Below are 17,436 nucleotides of genomic sequence, written 5' to 3'. Positions count from 1 at the left end.
CTTTGGCGCTTAATGATTCACCCTGTTTCTTGTGGATTAATTAATACTATAAAGTTAATTTACGTAATTCAAAAAACTTTATAATACAAACTAAAGGGCGCAAAGAAATTTAATAATATACTGCTTTAAGGCGCAAGAAAATCTGAGATTTCCAGCCAAATAAATCTTACAATCTAAACCTTATAGGTTTTAAAAACCTATAAGGTTTAAAATTATGTATTCATTACTATAAAGATTGCTTCGTCGCGAAAGCTTCTCGCAATGACTTACTGTGATACAATTTCAATGATATTATTTTCCGGATCAAGGATTACGCTTTCATAATAGCCGTCTCCCGTGGTACGAGGTTCTCCCGCAACAGTAAATCCATCTTTTCTTAATGTTTCGGTAAGCTCATCTACTTTTTGTTTGTTATCCACAGAAAATGCAAGGTGAATGATTCCGTACTGCTGGGATTCGTAAGAGTTTTCACTTTCTTTAATATCCGACTTGGTCATAATTTCAAGGCGGCAGCCATTCTCAAAGCTTAAAAAATAGGATTGAAAATTTTTAACCGGATTATGGTATTTTTCATTAGACACCGCTCCAAAATATTTCTGATAGAATGCTCTGGATTTTTCAAGATTTTTCACCCAAATGGCAATGTGCTCAATTTCATTTTTAAAATTTTAAATATTTACTTCTGCAAAAGTAGCCGGACTGCTTTCACAATACCTGCTCCACATTATTCTTTTGTTGTTCTGTATTTACCATCTTATTTTTTTGATTCATACAAAATACTTCATCTAAAATTTCATTTAAAACATTTATTAATAACATTTTATACATTGTGTAGACAAGAGATGGCTCCATTGTTTCTATTATCGTAATAACCGGAAAAACTAAAAGTTATTATCTTTGTCCCATTCAAAAAAACATTATGAGTATTCACATCAGTGCAAAAAAGGGAGAAATTGCTAAAGTAGTATTGCAGCCGGGGGATCCGCTTCGTGCACAGTATATTGCTGAAAATTATTTAGAAAATGCAAAACTGGTAAGCAAAACCAGAGGTATTTTTTATTATACAGGTCTTTATAAAGGGAAAGAAATTACTGTAGGAGCAAGTGGAATGGGTTTCCCAAGTATTGGAATCTATTCTTTTGAGCTGTTCACAGAATATGAAGTAGATACGATTATCAGAATTGGGACTTGTGGTGCTTACAATACAGATCTTAAACTTTTTGATATTTTAAATATCGATAAAGCGGCCAGCGAAAGTACTTACGCTAAATATGCATGGGGAATTGAAGAAGAAATCCTTTCTCACCAGGGGAATATCTTTAACACTATCAATGAAACGGCTAAAGATTTATCTTTAAATGCTAAGGCAATCAATATTCACAGTAGTGATATTTTCTACAGAAAAGATCCTGACACTCCGGAAATTGCTACCAAATACAACTGTCCTGCAGTAGAAATGGAAGCTTTCGGTTTATTTGCTAATGCCCAGCATTTAGGAAAAAATGCAGCGACTATTCTTACGGTAACGGATATTATCCCAACACACGAGAAAATCTCTGCTGATGAAAGAGAAAAAGCTTTGAATCCAATGATGGAACTGGCTTTGGAATCGGCTATAAAGAGTTTGTAAGAGACAAATTAATTATAAAAAAAGAGCTTCACTGGATCAGTAGAGCTCTTTTTTATAGTCTGAAAAAATTTCTGGTAGTTTCTGTGGTCTCGTCCGCCACTTCAGAAATGCTGATCTTCTTCAGATACGCAATTGTTTGTGCTACATAAGGTAAGAATGAAGGTTCGTTTCGCCTGTTCTGCATTCTGGGCATGTTTTTCGGAAGCATAAAAGGAGCATCTGTCTCAATCATCATTCTGTCAAGAGGTACGTATTTGATAACGTCTTCGAGATGTTTAAATCTTTTTTCATCACTGATAGCGCCTGTAAATCCTAAATAAAATCCTTTATCAAGATAAGTCTTTGCTTCGTTCAACGTTCCGGTAAAGCAGTGTACTACAGCTTCAGGTAACTTTGAAAGATAATCATCTGTGATGTCATTAAATCTTTTGAACGCTGATCTTTCATGAAGAAAAAGGGGTTTATTCACTTCTACAGCGAGTTCCAGCTGTGCCTGATAACATTTTTCCTGTATAGGTCTTGGAGAAAAATCACGGTCGAAATCCAATCCGCACTCTCCTACTGAGATTACATGATCCTGTTTCAATAGTTTCCTGAGTTCGCTGATGCTTTGTTCGTTAAAAGATTTGGCATCGTGAGGATGAATTCCGGCTGTTGAAAACAAAATTTCTGGATATTCTTCTGCAATTTCTGCAGATTCTTTGCTTCCTCTGATGCTGGTTCCGGTGAGAATCATATGTTCAACACCATGATCTAAGGCTCGGTTGATAATTTCTTCGTGTTCATTATAGAACTGTTTATTGGTCAGATTAATGCCAATATCAATGTAAGTGTTCATTTTTTTTTACTTTTTTATTATTTCTTGAATTATTGTTTTTAACTCTGGTAATGCTGATGTACTGCTTTCCCGAATTGAATAAAGTGTTTTGCTTCCTTTCAGAATATAATCGAAATAGGTATCACTTTCAGGGTTGACCAGGACAATCCATTTGGCTCTTATTTTTACTGTTTCTACTATATTGACAGGCAATGCCGTAGATCCTGAAGTTCCGATGACAAACAAAATATCCGTATGATCAGCAATATCATAAGCGGTATCAAAATAGTAATATTTTTCATTATAGCTTTCATCAAACCACAAAGTATGAGGTCTTAGCCAGCTTCCGCATTTTTCACATTTCAAACCGTCAATATCTTCCGGGGTAAGATCTTCAGTATACTCTTTCTGCTTTACACTTTCCGGAAAGTCAATAGGTTCACTGCATTCTTTTGAGCAGCGTACTTTCTGCTTGTTTCCGTGGATCTCGTAGACCTTTTGGGTTCCTGCTCTTTGATGAAGACCGTCCACATTCTGGGTAATTAATTTAAATCTGTCACCCAAAAGATTTTCAATTTCCGCCAGCGCAAGATGCCCCTCGTTGGGTTGAGCTTCAGCAATAAGTTTTTTCCAGAAAAGATTGTACTGCCAGACCTCTTCTGTTTCCTTTCTGAAATATTTTAATGTTCCGAATTCTTCCGGACGGTGATATTTGGTTCCTTTAATCCAGATTCCATCAATAGAGCGATATGTTGGAAGCCCGCTTTCCGCAGAAATTCCGGCTCCGGTAAGGAAAGTAATATATCCTTTTTTCTCTTTGATTATGGTATGTAAAATTGATTCTAATTCTTTCATGATTTTTAGTTTAAAAAAATAGAAACAGGCCGGGTTTGAACCGACGACTTTCCTTTGAGTGGAAGGTTTTTCCAGTTAAACTACTGTTTCCGATTTTAAGTTTCTGCTCTCAGGAGATGAAAATATTCTGAGGCTGTCAAAGGTCTTATTTCTCCGGCTGGAGCTATTTTTTCCTTTAATTCGCAGATAAGCAGATCTCCTTGTCTTTTTAAGCATTTTATATATGGGATCAGATTATGATGTATTCTGAAAGTAGATGCAATGGCTGTCAAAGCATCATCTTTATATTCCTGCTCTATCCATAACCAGTGTTCCTTTTTGTGGAAGGACACCAGCATTTTACTGCATAAGAATATTGCTGTCTTCCACCCCAAACAAACATTCCCAGTTTCTGATTTTCAACTTCGTGAACTTCATAACGGTTGGTTTTCTTTATTAGCTTCTGGTTACCATTTTTATCATATTCGATGTAATCAACTTCAATTTCCTTTTCATTGATTTTTTGAGCTTCCAGTTTTTCCATCAGATTTCCTACTCCATAATAACTGAAGCAGAAAAGCTTAAAATTACGGTCTTCTGTGTTAAAGAACTCTTCATACTTCATGGGCTCTACCTCATCCCAAAGACTTTCAATTTTATCTAAGATCTGTGTAAAGAACGGAGTTTCAAAATTCTCCCATTGCCTTTTATATTCACGGGTCTCAAAATTCTGAAAGCTGCTGTGTCTCAGTTTTAGTATCGCTACAAGTTTTCTCAAGGATGCCTTTTTTCCTGAAAAATAAAATGGAAATGCATCCTTGAAATGATGACCTGGTCTTTGGTAAGATAAAGGTTGTTATTTATTTTAAAATAAACATTATTTGCCAGATGCTCAAAATTATAATGCGTACCGTACAAATAATGATTGATCTCTTTTAAAGCCGGAAAACCCAATCCATGCAAACCTCCGTCGTCCAATTCTCCTAAGTATTCCAATGATTTAAAATTCACAGTGCATTCTGCATGATAGGGAACCTGAATTTTTCCGTTAATTTTTTGAAGATGTTCAAAACTATTATTTTTATGAAGAATCAGATCTCCTACCTCAACAATGTCAGAAGCAATTGTATTATAGTTGTTGAAAACACCCTTTACCCGTTGAAGAGCATGCAGATAACAGGTTTCAGAACCGTTATACTGGAAGCTTCCGTTGATATCAGTCAAAACCGGAAAACCCGCTTTACTTCCGCCATTAATGGTGATATTTCCGGATTTTTCCAATGCTTTAAAAGTAACATCACAACCGTTTTCCAGATGAATGCTTCCGCTGGCTTCCTGAAGTGCGGGAAATAAAACGCCCGTATTTTCAAGTTTCAGATTACCAATCACTTTCTTCAGCTCCGGAAAATGATGGGTAAATTTATGTCCGGCATGGTATTCACATCTTATTCTAAGCAAACCATGAACAAATTCAAGGTTCGGGAATGAGATATTGGCTCCTACAACATTAATCTTACCACGGATTTCCCGATGAGGAATAACAATATTGCTTCCCAGGATATTGATATCAAAAATCCCGTCTTTCAGAAGGGCATCGGCCTGAAACTGGTAATGAACAGGAATCACTACCCGAGTTTTCAGCAATTCTCCGTTCTTAGTATATACTTTTGTATTTTTTACAGAAACATATCCACCGATTATTTCCAGGTTTTTAAAGGTACAGCTGATGATACACTTAAAATGACCGCTTACTTTTTTAAGCTGATCCAGCTGGGTATAGCAATGCATTTTAAAATGTCCTTCCACCGTTTCAAGAAGTGGAATTTCACAATTGGGGGCATCAATAGAAAGATTTCCTTTGATGTGTTTAAGTTCCGGAAAATGGCAGCCTTCGCCACGCAAAAGCAAGCTTCCTACAATTTCGGTGCAGTGAAAGGTCATGTCTTTAGCATATACCTCTATCAAAGCATGTTCATCAAAAACAATCTCCTTCCAGTCTTCTTCGGAGAATATTTTATATCGTCGTATGGTATCAGTCGTATGCATTTTCTATCATTTGAGTTATGGGGTTATATTCCTGCTGGATATATTTTACAAAGCAATCGCTTTCTATTCGCAGCATTTTATGTTCATTATGGGTTATGAAAGCATCTTTTGCAATCAGGAATGTTTCTGTAGTTCCGTTTTTAGCATAGATATGATAGTCTTCTGCTTTCAGCATATGCTGATTGCTTGTTTTCTCCAGACAGTATTCTTTATAACCTTTTGTATATTCTGCCAGATTATTAATTCTGTTCAGATAGTTTCTGTTACTTTTCCTTTCTCTTCCTGTTGAAAAGTATTCCGGTATATCTTCATTTTTGGTTACGGTTATATTTTCAAAAGATTCCTGTGTACTTTCCATAGAAACCACTTCCGGTTCTCTGACCCATTCTGTTTTAGAAACTCTTGGTGTCACGAATCTTTCTACAGGTTTTCTTTCCTGCCACTGCATGGGTACAGGAACTTTTACTTCTTTAATAATGTTCAAAAAAATCAATAAATCTTTAAGCATGGTATTATTTTTAAAATGAAAGCCAAACAGACCGGGATCGAACCGGCAACCTATCCTCCATGGATATGCTTTTCCGAGTTAAGCTACTGCTCTGACTTTCTGATTAGGGAGATAAGCACGATTCGAACGTGCATCAATTCCGGGCAGGGAATCATTTTTCCGTTAAACTATTATCTCCATTGTTTATATTGGAAGTACAGCAGGATTTGAACCTGCAGCTCGTCCGTGCTGAGGACGTATTCTTCTCCTTTTGAACTATGTACTTCTGTGAAACGGGCGGGAATTGAACCCGCAACCTCTGACTTGGAAGGTCAGCGTTCTTCCTTTGAACTACCGTTTCTGATTGGGAGATAAGCAGGAATCGAACCTGCAACTCATTTTAGCAAAATGTATTTTTCCATTATTACTATTATCTCCGTATGGATTTTACCAGGTATGAACTTTATAATTTTTCAATAAAACTCCACTGAAGTAATTTCCTTTTATTCCTTCTACAACGGGATGCAGAATTCTGGCTGCTCCATCCACTGAATCCAGCGGCGGAATGTATCCCATCTCAAACTGTTTCTTTCTAAGGCTTTCCTTCGCTCCTGTGGAAATCCATCCTACATCTACGGCACTCATATAAATCTGATCATTTTCAAATTCTTTTGCAGATGTCAGTGTCATCATATTCAGAGCTGCTTTTGTCATATTGGTGTGTGGGTGAAAAACCGTCTTATTTTCGTAGCTGAAAATTCCTTCTGATGAAGTAACATTGATGATAAACTTTTCTTTAAATACTGAGTTCTTCATCAATGGTTTCAACTCTTTGATCAGAAAATAAGGGGCAATATGATTGATGAGATTCACCTCTACCAATTCAAACATAGAAACTTCCTCCAGAGTAGAATTCCAACTTGTCTTTTCTCTGTTATCCACCGGCTGTCCAAAACGGGTAAGTGCTACCTGAGTTTCTTCATTATGTGCATATTCCAATTTTGCTGTTTCACTTGAAATTTCCGTTTGATTCGGGATCAGCGTAGGAATATTTTTAAATGCTATCAGCTTTTCTTTTTCACGTTTTATAATCGGCAAATAATATTCATCAGGGTATTTTATCGTCTGAGCGGCATTATTGATCAGAATATCCAGCGTATCAAAATTCAACTTATAAAAATCAATAAAATCCTGAATTGCCTTCAGATTTCTAAGATCCAGTCCATATATCCAAAGTCTGTCTTTCCAGTTTTCATAATCTGCTTCCTGCTGAATAAGCTCCATAGCCAGTGCCGGAAAACGGGTTGTCAAAACCAAATTGGCCCCGTTTCTCAACACCTTCAATGCAGTAGCAAAACCTACCTTCACTCTTCCTCCTGTCAGAATTACGTTTCTTCCTGTAAGATCAGCCGTCTCAAAACGTTTTTCATAGTTTTCTCCGGCGCATACAGGGCACAATCTGGAATAGAAAGAATGGGCATACTGATAACTTTGGTTACAGCAGTAGCAGTTTTTGGGAATTTGAAGTTTTGTGAGTTGAACTTCTTCTTTTTCATCATCATAAAAAGCAGAAACACCAGACAATGCTTTTTGCATCAATACAGCATTGGAATTTACCGCCAGATCATGAGATTTCATCTCAGAATAGTTTTCATGACGGCTTTGTCTTTTGGCGTTTTTATGAATTTTTGTAATCAGTCCTGAAAATGTTTTGTTATCAGGATTCAGGAAAGGTGTTTCTTTCAAGGTATTAAGAACCTTGAGACATGTTTCCCATTCTTCGGCTGAAAATTTTTGTTCTGATTGATTCATAGCTTCTGTTTTATGATGCAAAACTAGAAGCATGGTGCGCAATGTTTTTACGCAGTAAAAAAGAAGGTGAAAAAAAACGAAAAAAACAAAAAAGTTGAAATAGTTTTGATGGTAAAAAACTACATCATCTGCAAGCGTTTTTATTTTCCTGCAGATTGCGCAGATACTTGTGTTTTATTCATTGATGAATTTTTCCAGAAAACCTATCAATTTTGTTCCTCCGTGGCTCCAACGTATTCCATGACCTTCTTTTTCCCGGACTTCAAAAACCAGTTCATGTTTGTAATGGAAGAAAACATTCCACCATGTTTTATTTTCAAGAATATCTTTGATTTTTGCCATTACTTTTTCCTGTTTCTGCTGATTGTTTCCTTTGATTTCTCCCCAGAAATCATCATCCATCCTCCCAATGTGTTTTTCCCATGCTCTCTGTGCAATCGTAATTTCATTGTTGAAGGGTTCTTTGCAGGCATTGATCAACATAGCCTTCAAAGGTGGAATGGCACTTTCATCACGGATACTTGCTGAGGTCAGCCGTTGTCCTAAAATGTTAAGCCAATGTTCAATTGAAATGGTTTCCAGCATTTTGGCTTTTACCTCATCTGAATCACTACTTTCAAAAATCACTGTAAATTTTTCAAAGCTTTCCTGTCTGTTGATCTTTATTTCTTCATTAAAATAAGGAAAATCCCATTCTAAAGTATTGTCCTTAAATCTGTGAATATTTTTTTCCAGATTCTCAAGGTGTTCTTTTGATAAAAGGGCTTTGTATTGATTTTTCCATGTTTCGGAAAACAAAGTAATATAGGGATCGAACAGATTCATATTTTATTTCATTTTGATCAGGTTAACAGGAAGATTTTCTTCTGCGATCAGATATCCGATCAGATTAAACCATTCTTTACAGTGATCGAGAATCCAGGCATCGGAGGAAATAATAAGTTCTGAACTTTCTGCCAGAAATTTATCCGGATTGTATTGCAGATCGCCTTCCCAATTGAGCTGATGCTTTTCAGCAAACTCCAGTATAATCTGTTTAATTCGTCCACTATTGGAAACCGGTTTATCAAAGACCCATACCAGTTGATGAATCTGATTTTTTTGATAAAAAGAAGCAATGAGTTCTACTGCTCTTAGAGTTTGATTAACTCTTTTATAAGTTCCGTGGACACCGGAAAGATCACGAATGCAGCCATCCAGTCCTTCAAAAATATAAGCTTCGGAAAGCAGACTTTCCAGCAGAATCAAAACATTAAAACCATCAAGATAAATAGTTTTTTCTTTTAAATCTGTGGCTTCCAACCGTTTCAACCGTCTGTTTTGAAGCTGAGCAACGGATGCAGATGCTCCCCTCAAAGCTTGTATCTGACGGGTTTTCAATCTATATCTGTTTCCTACAAGATCAGAAGCCGCTTTTTCCGGATATTCTCTGCTCAGCAGGTAATGCATGTCTTCAACTGCCAGTTTCAGCTTGCCGATCTGTTTCTCTGAGCCGAACAGGGTATCATCACCTGTATTTTTTCCACGGTTTCTGTTATTCATGCTCAAAAATAGAGTTTTTAGTGGATGTTAGAAACCACCCCGTCAAAAATTCTTTGAATTTTTGCCACCCCTCCAAGGGAGAGGAATTGTATACCTTTGATAGAGAAATTTGTCAATGTTATTATTTTTCTCATTCTAATTGGTGATCTGTTATGTTTTCTACAACAAAAGAGATATTTCGTACAACGCATTGATATTTATTAGGAATAAGTTTGCAAAGACTTAAAAAAATACCCTTATGAATACACTGAAAAAATTATGTTATCTGTCTGCAGCAATGTTGCTATCAGCTTCTTTCATTTCATGTTCAAATGATGATAATGAAATTGTTTTTGAACAGCAGACTCCCTCGCAGGTACTGTCTTCTACTCCATGGGAAACTACCGGAGCCAAAGATAAAAATGGAAATAATGTAGCTCTTACTGATGCAAGCGTAGCCGGATATGCAGGCTTTGCTTATTTCAAAGCAGATGGAAAATTTGCTATTTATAACCTTACAGATATTTTGAGATCTATGGGAACATGGTCTGTAGATGCACAGGGAAAAACCAGAACTATTGCCGCATTGAATCCGGATGGGACCACTATTTTCACTCGTGATGTGGAGATTCTTGTTTTGAATAGAAATGAATTCACGTACAGAATCCGTCCTAACTCCAGTGATCAATCTGTTTATTATGACATCATCCATACAAGAAGTTCTCATGCTGAACCAACGAACGGGCAGCTTGCTCTTGCTTCTACTCCATGGGAAACAACTGGCGCAAAGGATAAAAGCGGAAATAATGTACCTTTAGCTGATGCCAGTGTAGCCGGATTTGTGGGATATTCTTACTTCAAGGCAAACGGAACTTTTAAAATTTTCGGGTTAAATGATGTGTTGAGATCTGAAGGAACATGGTCTATTTCTCCTGACGGTAAAAAGAGAACATTGACTACCCCTACATTCACACGTGTTGTGGATATTCTGGTTTTGAATGAAACAACATTTACTTACAGAATTACCCCTGATGCTGCTAACCCAGCTGTATTTTACGATATTATTCATACTAAGGTTAACCATAAGGAGCCTTTGTAGTGATTATTTTTTGATAAGAAGGAAGAAACCTGCTCAGTGATGGGCAGGTTTTATATTTTAAAATTAACAGGAATATGCTGTTTATAATTCATTATTTATACGCTTCCCACCATTTTTTCCAGGTTACGGTTCCCAGCTGATCCAGATTTACTTTTTCTCCGATCATAGGAAGGGTTATCGAAATATTATTTTCTTCTGCATGTTTTGAGGCCTGCTCCAAAGGTTCGTACCAGGTATGCTGTGCCAGCTTAAATTTGGAATTATGTACCGGAATAAAGTTTTTGGCTTTCAATTCTTTGATTTCTGGCATCAGCTGATCTGGCAAAGTGTGAATATAAGGCCACTTTTCGTTATACTGTCCGTTTTCCATGATGGCTAAATCAAATGGCCCATATTTTTCTCCAATCTCTGTAAAATGATTTCCATAACCGCTGTCACCGCCTAAAAACAGATTTTTCGTGGGTGTTTTTAACACAAAGGAAGTCCAGAGTGAGATATTACGGTTCAGTAATCTTCCGGAAAAGTGTCTTGCCGGAGTAAGTGTAATTCTGAAGCCTTCTGCAATATCTATGCTTTCCCACCAGTTTTTTTCAATAATGGTATCAAAACTCCAGCCCCAATATTCGAAATGCTGTCCGGTTCCCAAGCCGCAAATAACTTTACCTACTTTATCTTTTAGTTCCTGAACGGTTTTATAATCCAGATGATCCCAATGATCATGGGAGATAAGGAGGAAGTCTATATCCGGCATATGTTCCGGCTTGTAATAATCGGCTCCCTGAAAAGCTTTTATAGAACCGGGCATTGGAGATGCATTGCCACTGAAAACGGGGTCTATTAGAAATTTCTTTCCATCCACCTGTATGAAATAGGAGCTGTGCCCGAACCACACCAAAACATTTTCTTCCGGCTTAAGATTCTTAAGATCGCTCACCATAAAAGGAAGCGCTGTTTTGGGTGATGTATTTTCTACTTTACAAAGGCTTTGAAGAAGTAATTTGGTCATACTTTCGCCTTCTAATAAAGCCGGAGTTTCTAATATATTCTGAAATCTTCCGTTGAGATAATTGGGAAGTGTATTGAAGTACTCTTTTCTTTTTTCATCGGGAAACTGCCCAAGCTGCTTTTTTAAATTTTTCATCCTTTTAATTTTAAATCCAGCCCTGGTTTTTAAAGAAATGATCTCTATTGTATTGGCTGGCAAATCTTATTTTAAAATAAATATAAGCATAAGATTTAGAGATGCGAAAATAAAACGAAAAGGAATTGTTCTTAAAAAAGCCATTTTACCAATCCAAGCATAATCGCTCCTAATATTAAACAGCATACAATCATTATAGCAAAAGTCTGTCCTAATGCTATCCAAAATTTTTTATGATCGAATGTAAAATCAACAGGGTTAATATAGTAAACATCATAAACCCATGGATTGATACGCACGTCTGGTCTAAAGTACACAATTCCCTGGATATATCTTCTGCGTAAGGTTTTCAAGTTTCCAATATAGGAAGTGTAGCCTGCCTCCATTCCGTCAAAATCTACCTCTTTTACAGAGCCATTTTCATATACCTGCAGTACGTAAGTTTTTCTTCTGGGAGTGACACTTACATCATATTCATCTGAAAAGTAATATTTTTCAAGGTTACTATAAAGAATTTCATCTATGGTTCCGTCCGCTCTTTCATAATGAATACCCAGATCATCAACCACGATCTTCCTGACCACTCTTTTTCTGATTTTCTTCTGATAAAGAATAAAGCGATACAGGCCAAAAGCAAGAGCCGGATAATAAACTATTGCTACAATAATAAATAATACAACTTTATTACTCAACACCATGGGTAGTCCTAATATCAGCAGAAACGCTACCAACAATAAAAGCATCCCAAAAGTCCTGGTCAGCCATGTCATAAACCACCATGTTTTAGAAACCAACGGTAAAAATTCTTTTCTTACATCCTCTCCCATCTGTTCAAGATACGAAAAAACTAAATAATACAAAAGAGCCACAGTGGCACACCATGACTCTTTTCACTACATTGAAAATAAGATATGATAATTGAAACTATGAAATCGTATAGGTTTTTTCTGTATTTACATTATAAGTATCTGAAATGATATTGTCTACAAATCTCCATTCTGCCACTGAGCTTCCTAAAGTAAATTTCACGTGCAGATATCCTCTTTTATAAAGATTGGCATAATCCAAATCATCAATCAGTAATGAAAATGCCTGCGCCAGTTCTATTGCTTTTGTAGGATCTGCGCTGATTCCCAGATATCCTTCAAGACCTGGAGACGAAACGGAACTGCAAGCGAGTTCTGTTCCGATAAATTTGCCCTGAGCATCAGTTAGTTTCCCTAACCAGGCATTATGAGTATCTCCTGCCAACACTACGACATTTTTTCCCGCAAGAATGGAATAAAGCTGTTCTCTTTCCATGAAATATCCATCCCATGCATCTAAATTATAAGGTAAAGTAGTTGTAATTCTGGCAATTTCCTGAGGTGTCAAGGTAGGATCCTGCTGTTTGTATCTTGTTTTTAAGATAATCAACTGTGTAATGGTATTCTGAAGAGCCTGTATGGTGGCTGGTTGTGCACTTCCATGTTGCTTTATTTCCGCCAGAATCTGATTCAAAAGCATTAGTAATTCAGCTGGAACCATCATTTTAGTCATTAAAATCTGTTGTCCAAGTACTTTCCATTTTGCTGTATCACTGTTGATCTGAGAACCCAGCCATGACATCTGATCGCTTCCTATCAGTTTTCTGTTCGTACTTAAGAAATCAGTTTTAAATTGTACCTGGTTAAAATTCCCTGCATTATCCAGATAATCGGAATACTCCATTTGCTTATCTCTGGCAATCACTCTTGTATCCATCATATAAAGAGAAACGATATTTCCGAAATTGAAACTTCTGTAAATTCTCATATCTTTCCCCGTTTTAAGAGGAATATATTCGCTGTACGCCTGAAAAGCTGCCATTTTTCTTGCCTGAAAGTCTCCTTCATTAGGCTGATGATTTTCTGCCCCGGATTTATAGGTATCATTGGCAAATTCATGATCATCCCAAACACAGATGAACGGCTTTTTCTGGTGAAGAAGCTGCAGATTTTTGTCTCCCCTATACTGTCTGTATCGCTCTCTGTAATCACTAAGATTAAGAATTTCCTTTGCAGGAAGATGTGTTCTTCCCAGCGGATTCGTATAAGGATTTGTTCCATATTGCCCAGGAGCATATTCATAAATATAGTCTCCAAGATGTACTACGACATCAGCTTCGGATTTTGCAATGGCTCCATACACGTTAAAAAGACCGGCAGGAAAATTAGAACAGGAAACCACTGCCATTTTCACCTCACTTACAGTATCTGATTTCGAGGGTAAAGTAAGTGTTTCGCCTATTACGCTGACTTCTTTTGTTTTACTGTTATAAAATCTATAATAATATTTTGTGTTGGAAGAAATATTCTGAACATCTACTGCTACTGTAAAGTCATTGACTACCGTGGCATTGGCCTGACCTCTCCTTACCACTTCTGAAAAGTTACTGTTTTTACTGATTTCCCAGGTAATTTCTGCATCAGTTCCTTTTGAATATCGGGTCCAGATAATGATTCCTGTTGAACTTGGGTCAAAGCTTGCCACTCCGGATTCAAAACCTCCGTTTTTGAGATCATCTGGAGCATTTCCGTTTTCAGTAAAATCATCGGTGCAGCTTTCAATTAAAGGAGCAATGAAAATTCCTCCTGCAGCTAATAGTGAATTTTTAAGAAATCTTCTCCTGTTGAATTGGTTGTTGTTTTCCATCATTACTTTTTTTGCAAAGCAACGGTATACCAGGAAGAAAGTTGTTAACTGAATTTTAAATGTATTTTATGGTTTTTTAAACAAATGTTTAATGTTATACATAGGAAATTCAGACTTTGCAAAATGTCTCTTTTTAAGAAAATAAGAATGAAAAATTGTATAAATGTTTTTAAAAAGTTATTCTGCTTTTTATTACATTCACTACACTAATAATGATGATCAAACTACATGACTAAAAAAATTATTCTTTCGCTATTCATGCTGATAACCGGATACGGACGAAGTTAACACGCTAAAGAGACAGCTTATTTTTTTCAAAATACATCGAAATGGATGCACATTCTTTTTCTTTTTTTATATTTACTAATACACAAATAAATACCTATCTGTAAAAATAATTCAACCCATGAATTTATTCCATGAAATAGAAGATAAATACCTAAAGAATGTTCTTTATAATAAGTCTTTAAAAGATCTTCCTGATGAAAAATGGAAGACCATTGAAGGTTTTGAAAATTATGAAATCTCTAACTATGGAAGAGTAAAGAGCTGCGAACGTTTGTTCCGGTCTCCGCTCGGTCATGAATATAAATTGGCAACCCGAATTCTGAAGCCTATCTATTCTAAAAATTTTAATATTTACCAGCAAAGCTACACTTATAACTTCCAATGTAAACTTTCACAGGAAGGAAAGTCTCAGACAAAATCATTAGGACGGTTAGTGTATTACCATTTTGTTGAAAAATTTGATATGGATGACCGTACTGTTGTTATAGTAGCAAAGGATAATAATAGATTTCATATGCATTGCAGGAATTTGGAAAAAATTTCCGTCAGGGAAGAGAGTCTTAGAATTTATAGATCAGACAGAGCTAAAAATATCAATGCTTTATATTCTCAGCCAGTAAGCCAATATGATGTTAATGGACTGCTGATTGCACAGTATGAAAGTATTTATTCGGCTGAACGAAAACTCGGTATTTCCTGTGAAAGGATTATGCATGTAATCAATAAAGTTTTTCTTACTGCCGGATCGTTTCGTTGGTTTTTGCTGAGTAGTCCACCAGTGGAAGAAGATTTTCAATGGTAGGAATAAAAACGACTTCAAATAAAATATTTAATGAAACTCTTTGGAAAAACTTGGGAAAACCAAGGATTAATAAAAAAAATCCGCCTCCGTGTATGAATTTATCCATTGAGAATCTTCCCGGAGAATATTGGAAGCCAATCCCAATATCAGGTTTTGAAGACCAATATGTAATATCCAATAAAGGTAGAGTGAAACGCCTAAGTGGATGGGGTTACACCGGAAAGAAAAAGCTTTTGAAAGAACAGATACTTTTACAAGCTAATGTCAATAGAAAAAATACCCCCTATTATCTATATTGCAAGCTAACTAATGATAAAGGTAAAACTGTTACAGCTATTATAGGGCGTTTACTGTATTATTGTTTTGTAGAACCTTTTGATTTGAATGATAAAACATTGATTGTAATTAATGAAAATGTACCATCATGGAATCTGAATTTTTCCAAGCTTTTATTATGCTACTCTTTATTGAAAAAATAAATAGCATCTGAATTTTTCATAAGGGGCTATGGAGTATTTTCAAAATATTAATATGCTTTAAGTGTCTTATGAATAAAGGATACTTACTAAAATTAGTGCATAAAAATAGCTTTTAAAAATTACCATTTATTACTATTTTAATACCATTTTAAGGCTGAAAAACTACTGGAATAATTATTTAATTACGTTCAATCAATAGTTCTTCCTCAATAATCAAATATTTATTTGCCTTTGAAATGGATTAATTCCCAACTAACATTAATATAAGATTACTTGAGATTTAAATGGTCTTCGGTAGTTTTTTTGTTCCAAAGTTCTTTAATAATTTTAGGTTATTGTCAGTTTAAAAACACCCTAAAATAAAGACCTCATCCGAATTTCTCCCTATCTGTTACACGCGTAAAAGAAACAGCAATAAAAAACATCTAAAATCTATATCCCCCTATCTGTTCATGCGTAAGGAATAATTATCCTCTGAAGTGTTATTTCCTTCTATTTTGAGCGTTTTATATTTTCTAGTGTTTTCCCATTAGTAAATGTTTTTACGGAATTTCTTTACCTCTACATGCATGAAACAATTTATTTAGCAATACCATTTTACGGTTTCCCATATCTGTGATTAAAAAAATATTTATATATTCGCACCTAAGATTTTAACGAAATAAAAAAGCGTAAGCTGTCAGATTGGTTAAAGAAAACTGCGAATCTTCTTTGACAACCAAATTTTGATAGGCTTACGCCCATGTTCTTATATGGGCACGGGCGGAGTCTTTCTGGTTGTCGGGTTCTTCGCAGTACCTCTTTAACGGATTGATTTCTGCTCTGTGCCTTTCTTATTTTTATAATTTCAAATAAAAAATGCATTTTTAATTATAATACGACACAGTCTGTCGCTATGCAGTGATAGCTTTGCCTAAGATAGTAAGTATGGTAGTTAAAAATAAGCTCAATTTAACGAAAAAAACATAATATGAAAACAAGAATTGATTCAGGATAGACAACTTCATTTTGTCGCTTTGCAGATATACATTTGCAATACAGTAAATAAGAAACACAAAAATATTTCCACTATGGTGGAGATATAATGATTTTTATATAATTTGCATTAGGTAAACTAACAACTAAAAATTTTAATTTTAACACAAAATGAAAAACAAATTTATTTTATGGTTATTATTAATGATAATCTTTACCACCATTTTACACTCATGTCGGAGTGAAGATTTTTTAAATGAAGAAAAAACAGGAGACCAAAAGTACAAAGTTTCCATTCTCAGCAAAGAACAGATTGACAGGGAAAAGCCACTAATAAAAGAGCTTACAAATGTAAAATCCAAATTCCGGTATAAAGCGAATGTCGGCATTGATGGAAAATCTGCACAAAATGAAATTTTAGATGGAGCTATTATCGGAACAAATCAAGCTTTATTAGTCGAAAGTAACGGAGTAAAAACCTATACCTTCCCCGTTTCCAGAACCTACCTTAGCAGGAAAACAGAAAATCTTATTGTAAAGGAAAACGCAGACCATACTTTTTCTGGGGTTTTAATACAGTATGATTTAACCAAAGAACAACAACAGAAATTCATTTCAGGAGAAACAACAGACATCAAGTCAAAGATAAGTATTTATGACATTGATAAATTGAATATCAACATTACTTCAAGAGTTCAGACCGATGTTGTAGGTTGCTATAAAATTACTTGGGTGTACGTCTTCAAACCAACTTAGACATTTTGGTTTAAATCCTTAAGGAGGATTTTCGGTTTATAAATTTACTAATTTTTGTTGGTTATATATTTGTCTT

General features: G+C 35.6%; 18 protein-coding genes and 4 tRNA genes. 5 read left to right on the top strand and 17 right to left on the bottom strand.

Features of this window, described 5'->3' with window-relative positions; all coding sequences use genetic code 11:
* Positions 1-266: 266 nt before the first annotated feature.
* Positions 267-653, bottom strand: coding sequence for a VOC family protein (locus BOQ62_RS20530; protein ID WP_129042228.1), 387 nt, complete (start codon positions 651-653; stop codon positions 267-269).
* 266 nt (positions 654-919) lie between these two features.
* On the opposite strand from BOQ62_RS20530, the gene deoD reads away from it, so the two are divergent.
* Complete coding sequence (deoD, locus tag BOQ62_RS20525) at positions 920-1,630, top strand: purine-nucleoside phosphorylase (RefSeq protein WP_129042227.1); 711 nt, start codon at positions 920-922, stop codon at positions 1,628-1,630.
* Between the two features lie 52 nt (positions 1,631-1,682).
* Here deoD and BOQ62_RS20520 read toward each other — a convergent pair whose 3' ends face one another.
* The 13 genes from BOQ62_RS20520 to BOQ62_RS20470 form a co-directional block, all read right to left on the bottom strand.
* Positions 1,683-2,468 carry a TatD family hydrolase gene (locus tag BOQ62_RS20520; RefSeq protein ID WP_129042226.1) on the bottom strand — a complete coding sequence of 262 codons (786 nt, stop codon included), beginning with the start codon at positions 2,466-2,468 and terminating at the stop codon, positions 1,683-1,685.
* 6 nt (positions 2,469-2,474) lie between these two features.
* A complete protein-coding gene (locus tag BOQ62_RS20515) occupies positions 2,475-3,302 on the bottom strand; it encodes an SIR2 family NAD-dependent protein deacylase (RefSeq protein WP_129042225.1) in 828 nt (275 codons plus the stop codon).
* Positions 3,303-3,322: 20 nt separating this feature from the next.
* Positions 3,323-3,392, bottom strand: a tRNA-OTHER gene (locus BOQ62_RS20510).
* A 5-nt stretch (positions 3,393-3,397) separates the two neighbouring features.
* Positions 3,398-3,634 carry a hypothetical protein gene (locus BOQ62_RS22640; protein WP_164976810.1) on the bottom strand — a complete coding sequence of 79 codons (237 nt, stop codon included), beginning with the start codon at positions 3,632-3,634 and terminating at the stop codon, positions 3,398-3,400.
* Positions 3,598-4,059 carry a hypothetical protein gene (locus tag BOQ62_RS20505; RefSeq protein WP_129042224.1) on the bottom strand — a complete coding sequence of 154 codons (462 nt, stop codon included), beginning with the start codon at positions 4,057-4,059 and terminating at the stop codon, positions 3,598-3,600. The genes BOQ62_RS22640 and BOQ62_RS20505 overlap by 37 nt, the downstream gene beginning before the upstream one ends.
* The gene (locus BOQ62_RS20500) at positions 4,056-5,327 is read right to left on the bottom strand and encodes a hypothetical protein (RefSeq protein WP_129042223.1); all 1,272 of its coding nucleotides are present in this window, start codon (positions 5,325-5,327) and stop codon (positions 4,056-4,058) included. The genes BOQ62_RS20505 and BOQ62_RS20500 overlap by 4 nt, the downstream gene beginning before the upstream one ends.
* Positions 5,314-5,835 (bottom strand): hypothetical protein, encoded by a 522-nt coding sequence (locus tag BOQ62_RS20495; RefSeq protein ID WP_129042222.1) that lies wholly within the window; start codon positions 5,833-5,835, stop codon positions 5,314-5,316. Before BOQ62_RS20495 ends, BOQ62_RS20500 begins: the two co-directional genes overlap by 14 nt.
* 22 nt (positions 5,836-5,857) lie before the next feature.
* Positions 5,858-5,929, bottom strand: a tRNA-Pro gene (locus tag BOQ62_RS20490).
* Between the two features lie 97 nt (positions 5,930-6,026).
* Positions 6,027-6,100: transfer RNA gene (locus BOQ62_RS22635), tRNA-Ala, on the bottom strand.
* 3 nt (positions 6,101-6,103) lie between these two features.
* Positions 6,104-6,175, bottom strand: a tRNA-Gly gene (locus tag BOQ62_RS20485).
* A gap of 86 nt (positions 6,176-6,261) precedes the next feature.
* A complete protein-coding gene (locus BOQ62_RS20480) occupies positions 6,262-7,626 on the bottom strand; it encodes an SDR family oxidoreductase (protein ID WP_129042221.1) in 1,365 nt (454 codons plus the stop codon).
* 174 nt (positions 7,627-7,800) lie between these two features.
* Positions 7,801-8,451, bottom strand: coding sequence for a hypothetical protein (locus tag BOQ62_RS20475; RefSeq protein WP_129042220.1), 651 nt, complete (start codon positions 8,449-8,451; stop codon positions 7,801-7,803).
* A 3-nt stretch (positions 8,452-8,454) separates the two neighbouring features.
* The gene (locus tag BOQ62_RS20470; RefSeq protein WP_164976809.1) at positions 8,455-9,168 is read right to left on the bottom strand and encodes a DUF434 domain-containing protein; all 714 of its coding nucleotides are present in this window, start codon (positions 9,166-9,168) and stop codon (positions 8,455-8,457) included.
* 238 nt (positions 9,169-9,406) lie between these two features.
* On the opposite strand from BOQ62_RS20470, the gene BOQ62_RS23680 reads away from it, so the two are divergent.
* Positions 9,407-10,246 (top strand): DUF4822 domain-containing protein, encoded by an 840-nt coding sequence (locus BOQ62_RS23680; protein ID WP_228414405.1) that lies wholly within the window; start codon positions 9,407-9,409, stop codon positions 10,244-10,246.
* A gap of 91 nt (positions 10,247-10,337) precedes the next feature.
* Here the strand turns inward: BOQ62_RS23680 and BOQ62_RS20460 are convergent, their stop codons facing one another.
* The 3 genes from BOQ62_RS20460 to BOQ62_RS20450 form a co-directional block, all read right to left on the bottom strand.
* Positions 10,338-11,387, bottom strand: coding sequence for an MBL fold metallo-hydrolase (locus tag BOQ62_RS20460; RefSeq protein WP_129042218.1), 1,050 nt, complete (start codon positions 11,385-11,387; stop codon positions 10,338-10,340).
* 131 nt (positions 11,388-11,518) lie between these two features.
* Positions 11,519-12,214 carry a hypothetical protein gene (locus BOQ62_RS20455; protein ID WP_129042217.1) on the bottom strand — a complete coding sequence of 232 codons (696 nt, stop codon included), beginning with the start codon at positions 12,212-12,214 and terminating at the stop codon, positions 11,519-11,521.
* A gap of 97 nt (positions 12,215-12,311) precedes the next feature.
* Positions 12,312-14,063, bottom strand: a complete 1,752-nt coding sequence (locus BOQ62_RS20450; protein ID WP_129042216.1) for an alkaline phosphatase D family protein — start codon at positions 14,061-14,063, stop codon at positions 12,312-12,314.
* Between the two features lie 403 nt (positions 14,064-14,466).
* Between BOQ62_RS20450 and BOQ62_RS20445 the strand changes: the two genes are divergently transcribed.
* The 3 genes from BOQ62_RS20445 (at position 14,467) to BOQ62_RS20435 (ending at position 17,360) form a co-directional block, all read left to right on the top strand.
* The gene (locus BOQ62_RS20445; protein ID WP_129042215.1) at positions 14,467-15,150 is read left to right on the top strand and encodes an NUMOD4 domain-containing protein; all 684 of its coding nucleotides are present in this window, start codon (positions 14,467-14,469) and stop codon (positions 15,148-15,150) included.
* Between the two features lie 92 nt (positions 15,151-15,242).
* On the top strand, positions 15,243-15,629 hold the full coding sequence (locus BOQ62_RS20440; protein WP_164976808.1) for an NUMOD4 domain-containing protein: 387 nt from the start codon (positions 15,243-15,245) through the stop codon (positions 15,627-15,629).
* 1,146 nt (positions 15,630-16,775) lie between these two features.
* Entirely contained in the window at positions 16,776-17,360 is a 585-nt protein-coding gene (locus tag BOQ62_RS20435) for a hypothetical protein (RefSeq protein ID WP_129042213.1), read from the top strand.
* Positions 17,361-17,436 lie beyond the last annotated feature (76 nt).

The sequence above is a fragment of the Chryseobacterium sp. CH21 genome, assembly GCF_004119445.1.
In the GTDB taxonomy this organism is placed as follows: Bacteria; Bacteroidota; Bacteroidia; order Flavobacteriales; family Weeksellaceae; genus Chryseobacterium.
This window is presented reverse-complemented; position numbering and strand designations above follow the sequence as displayed.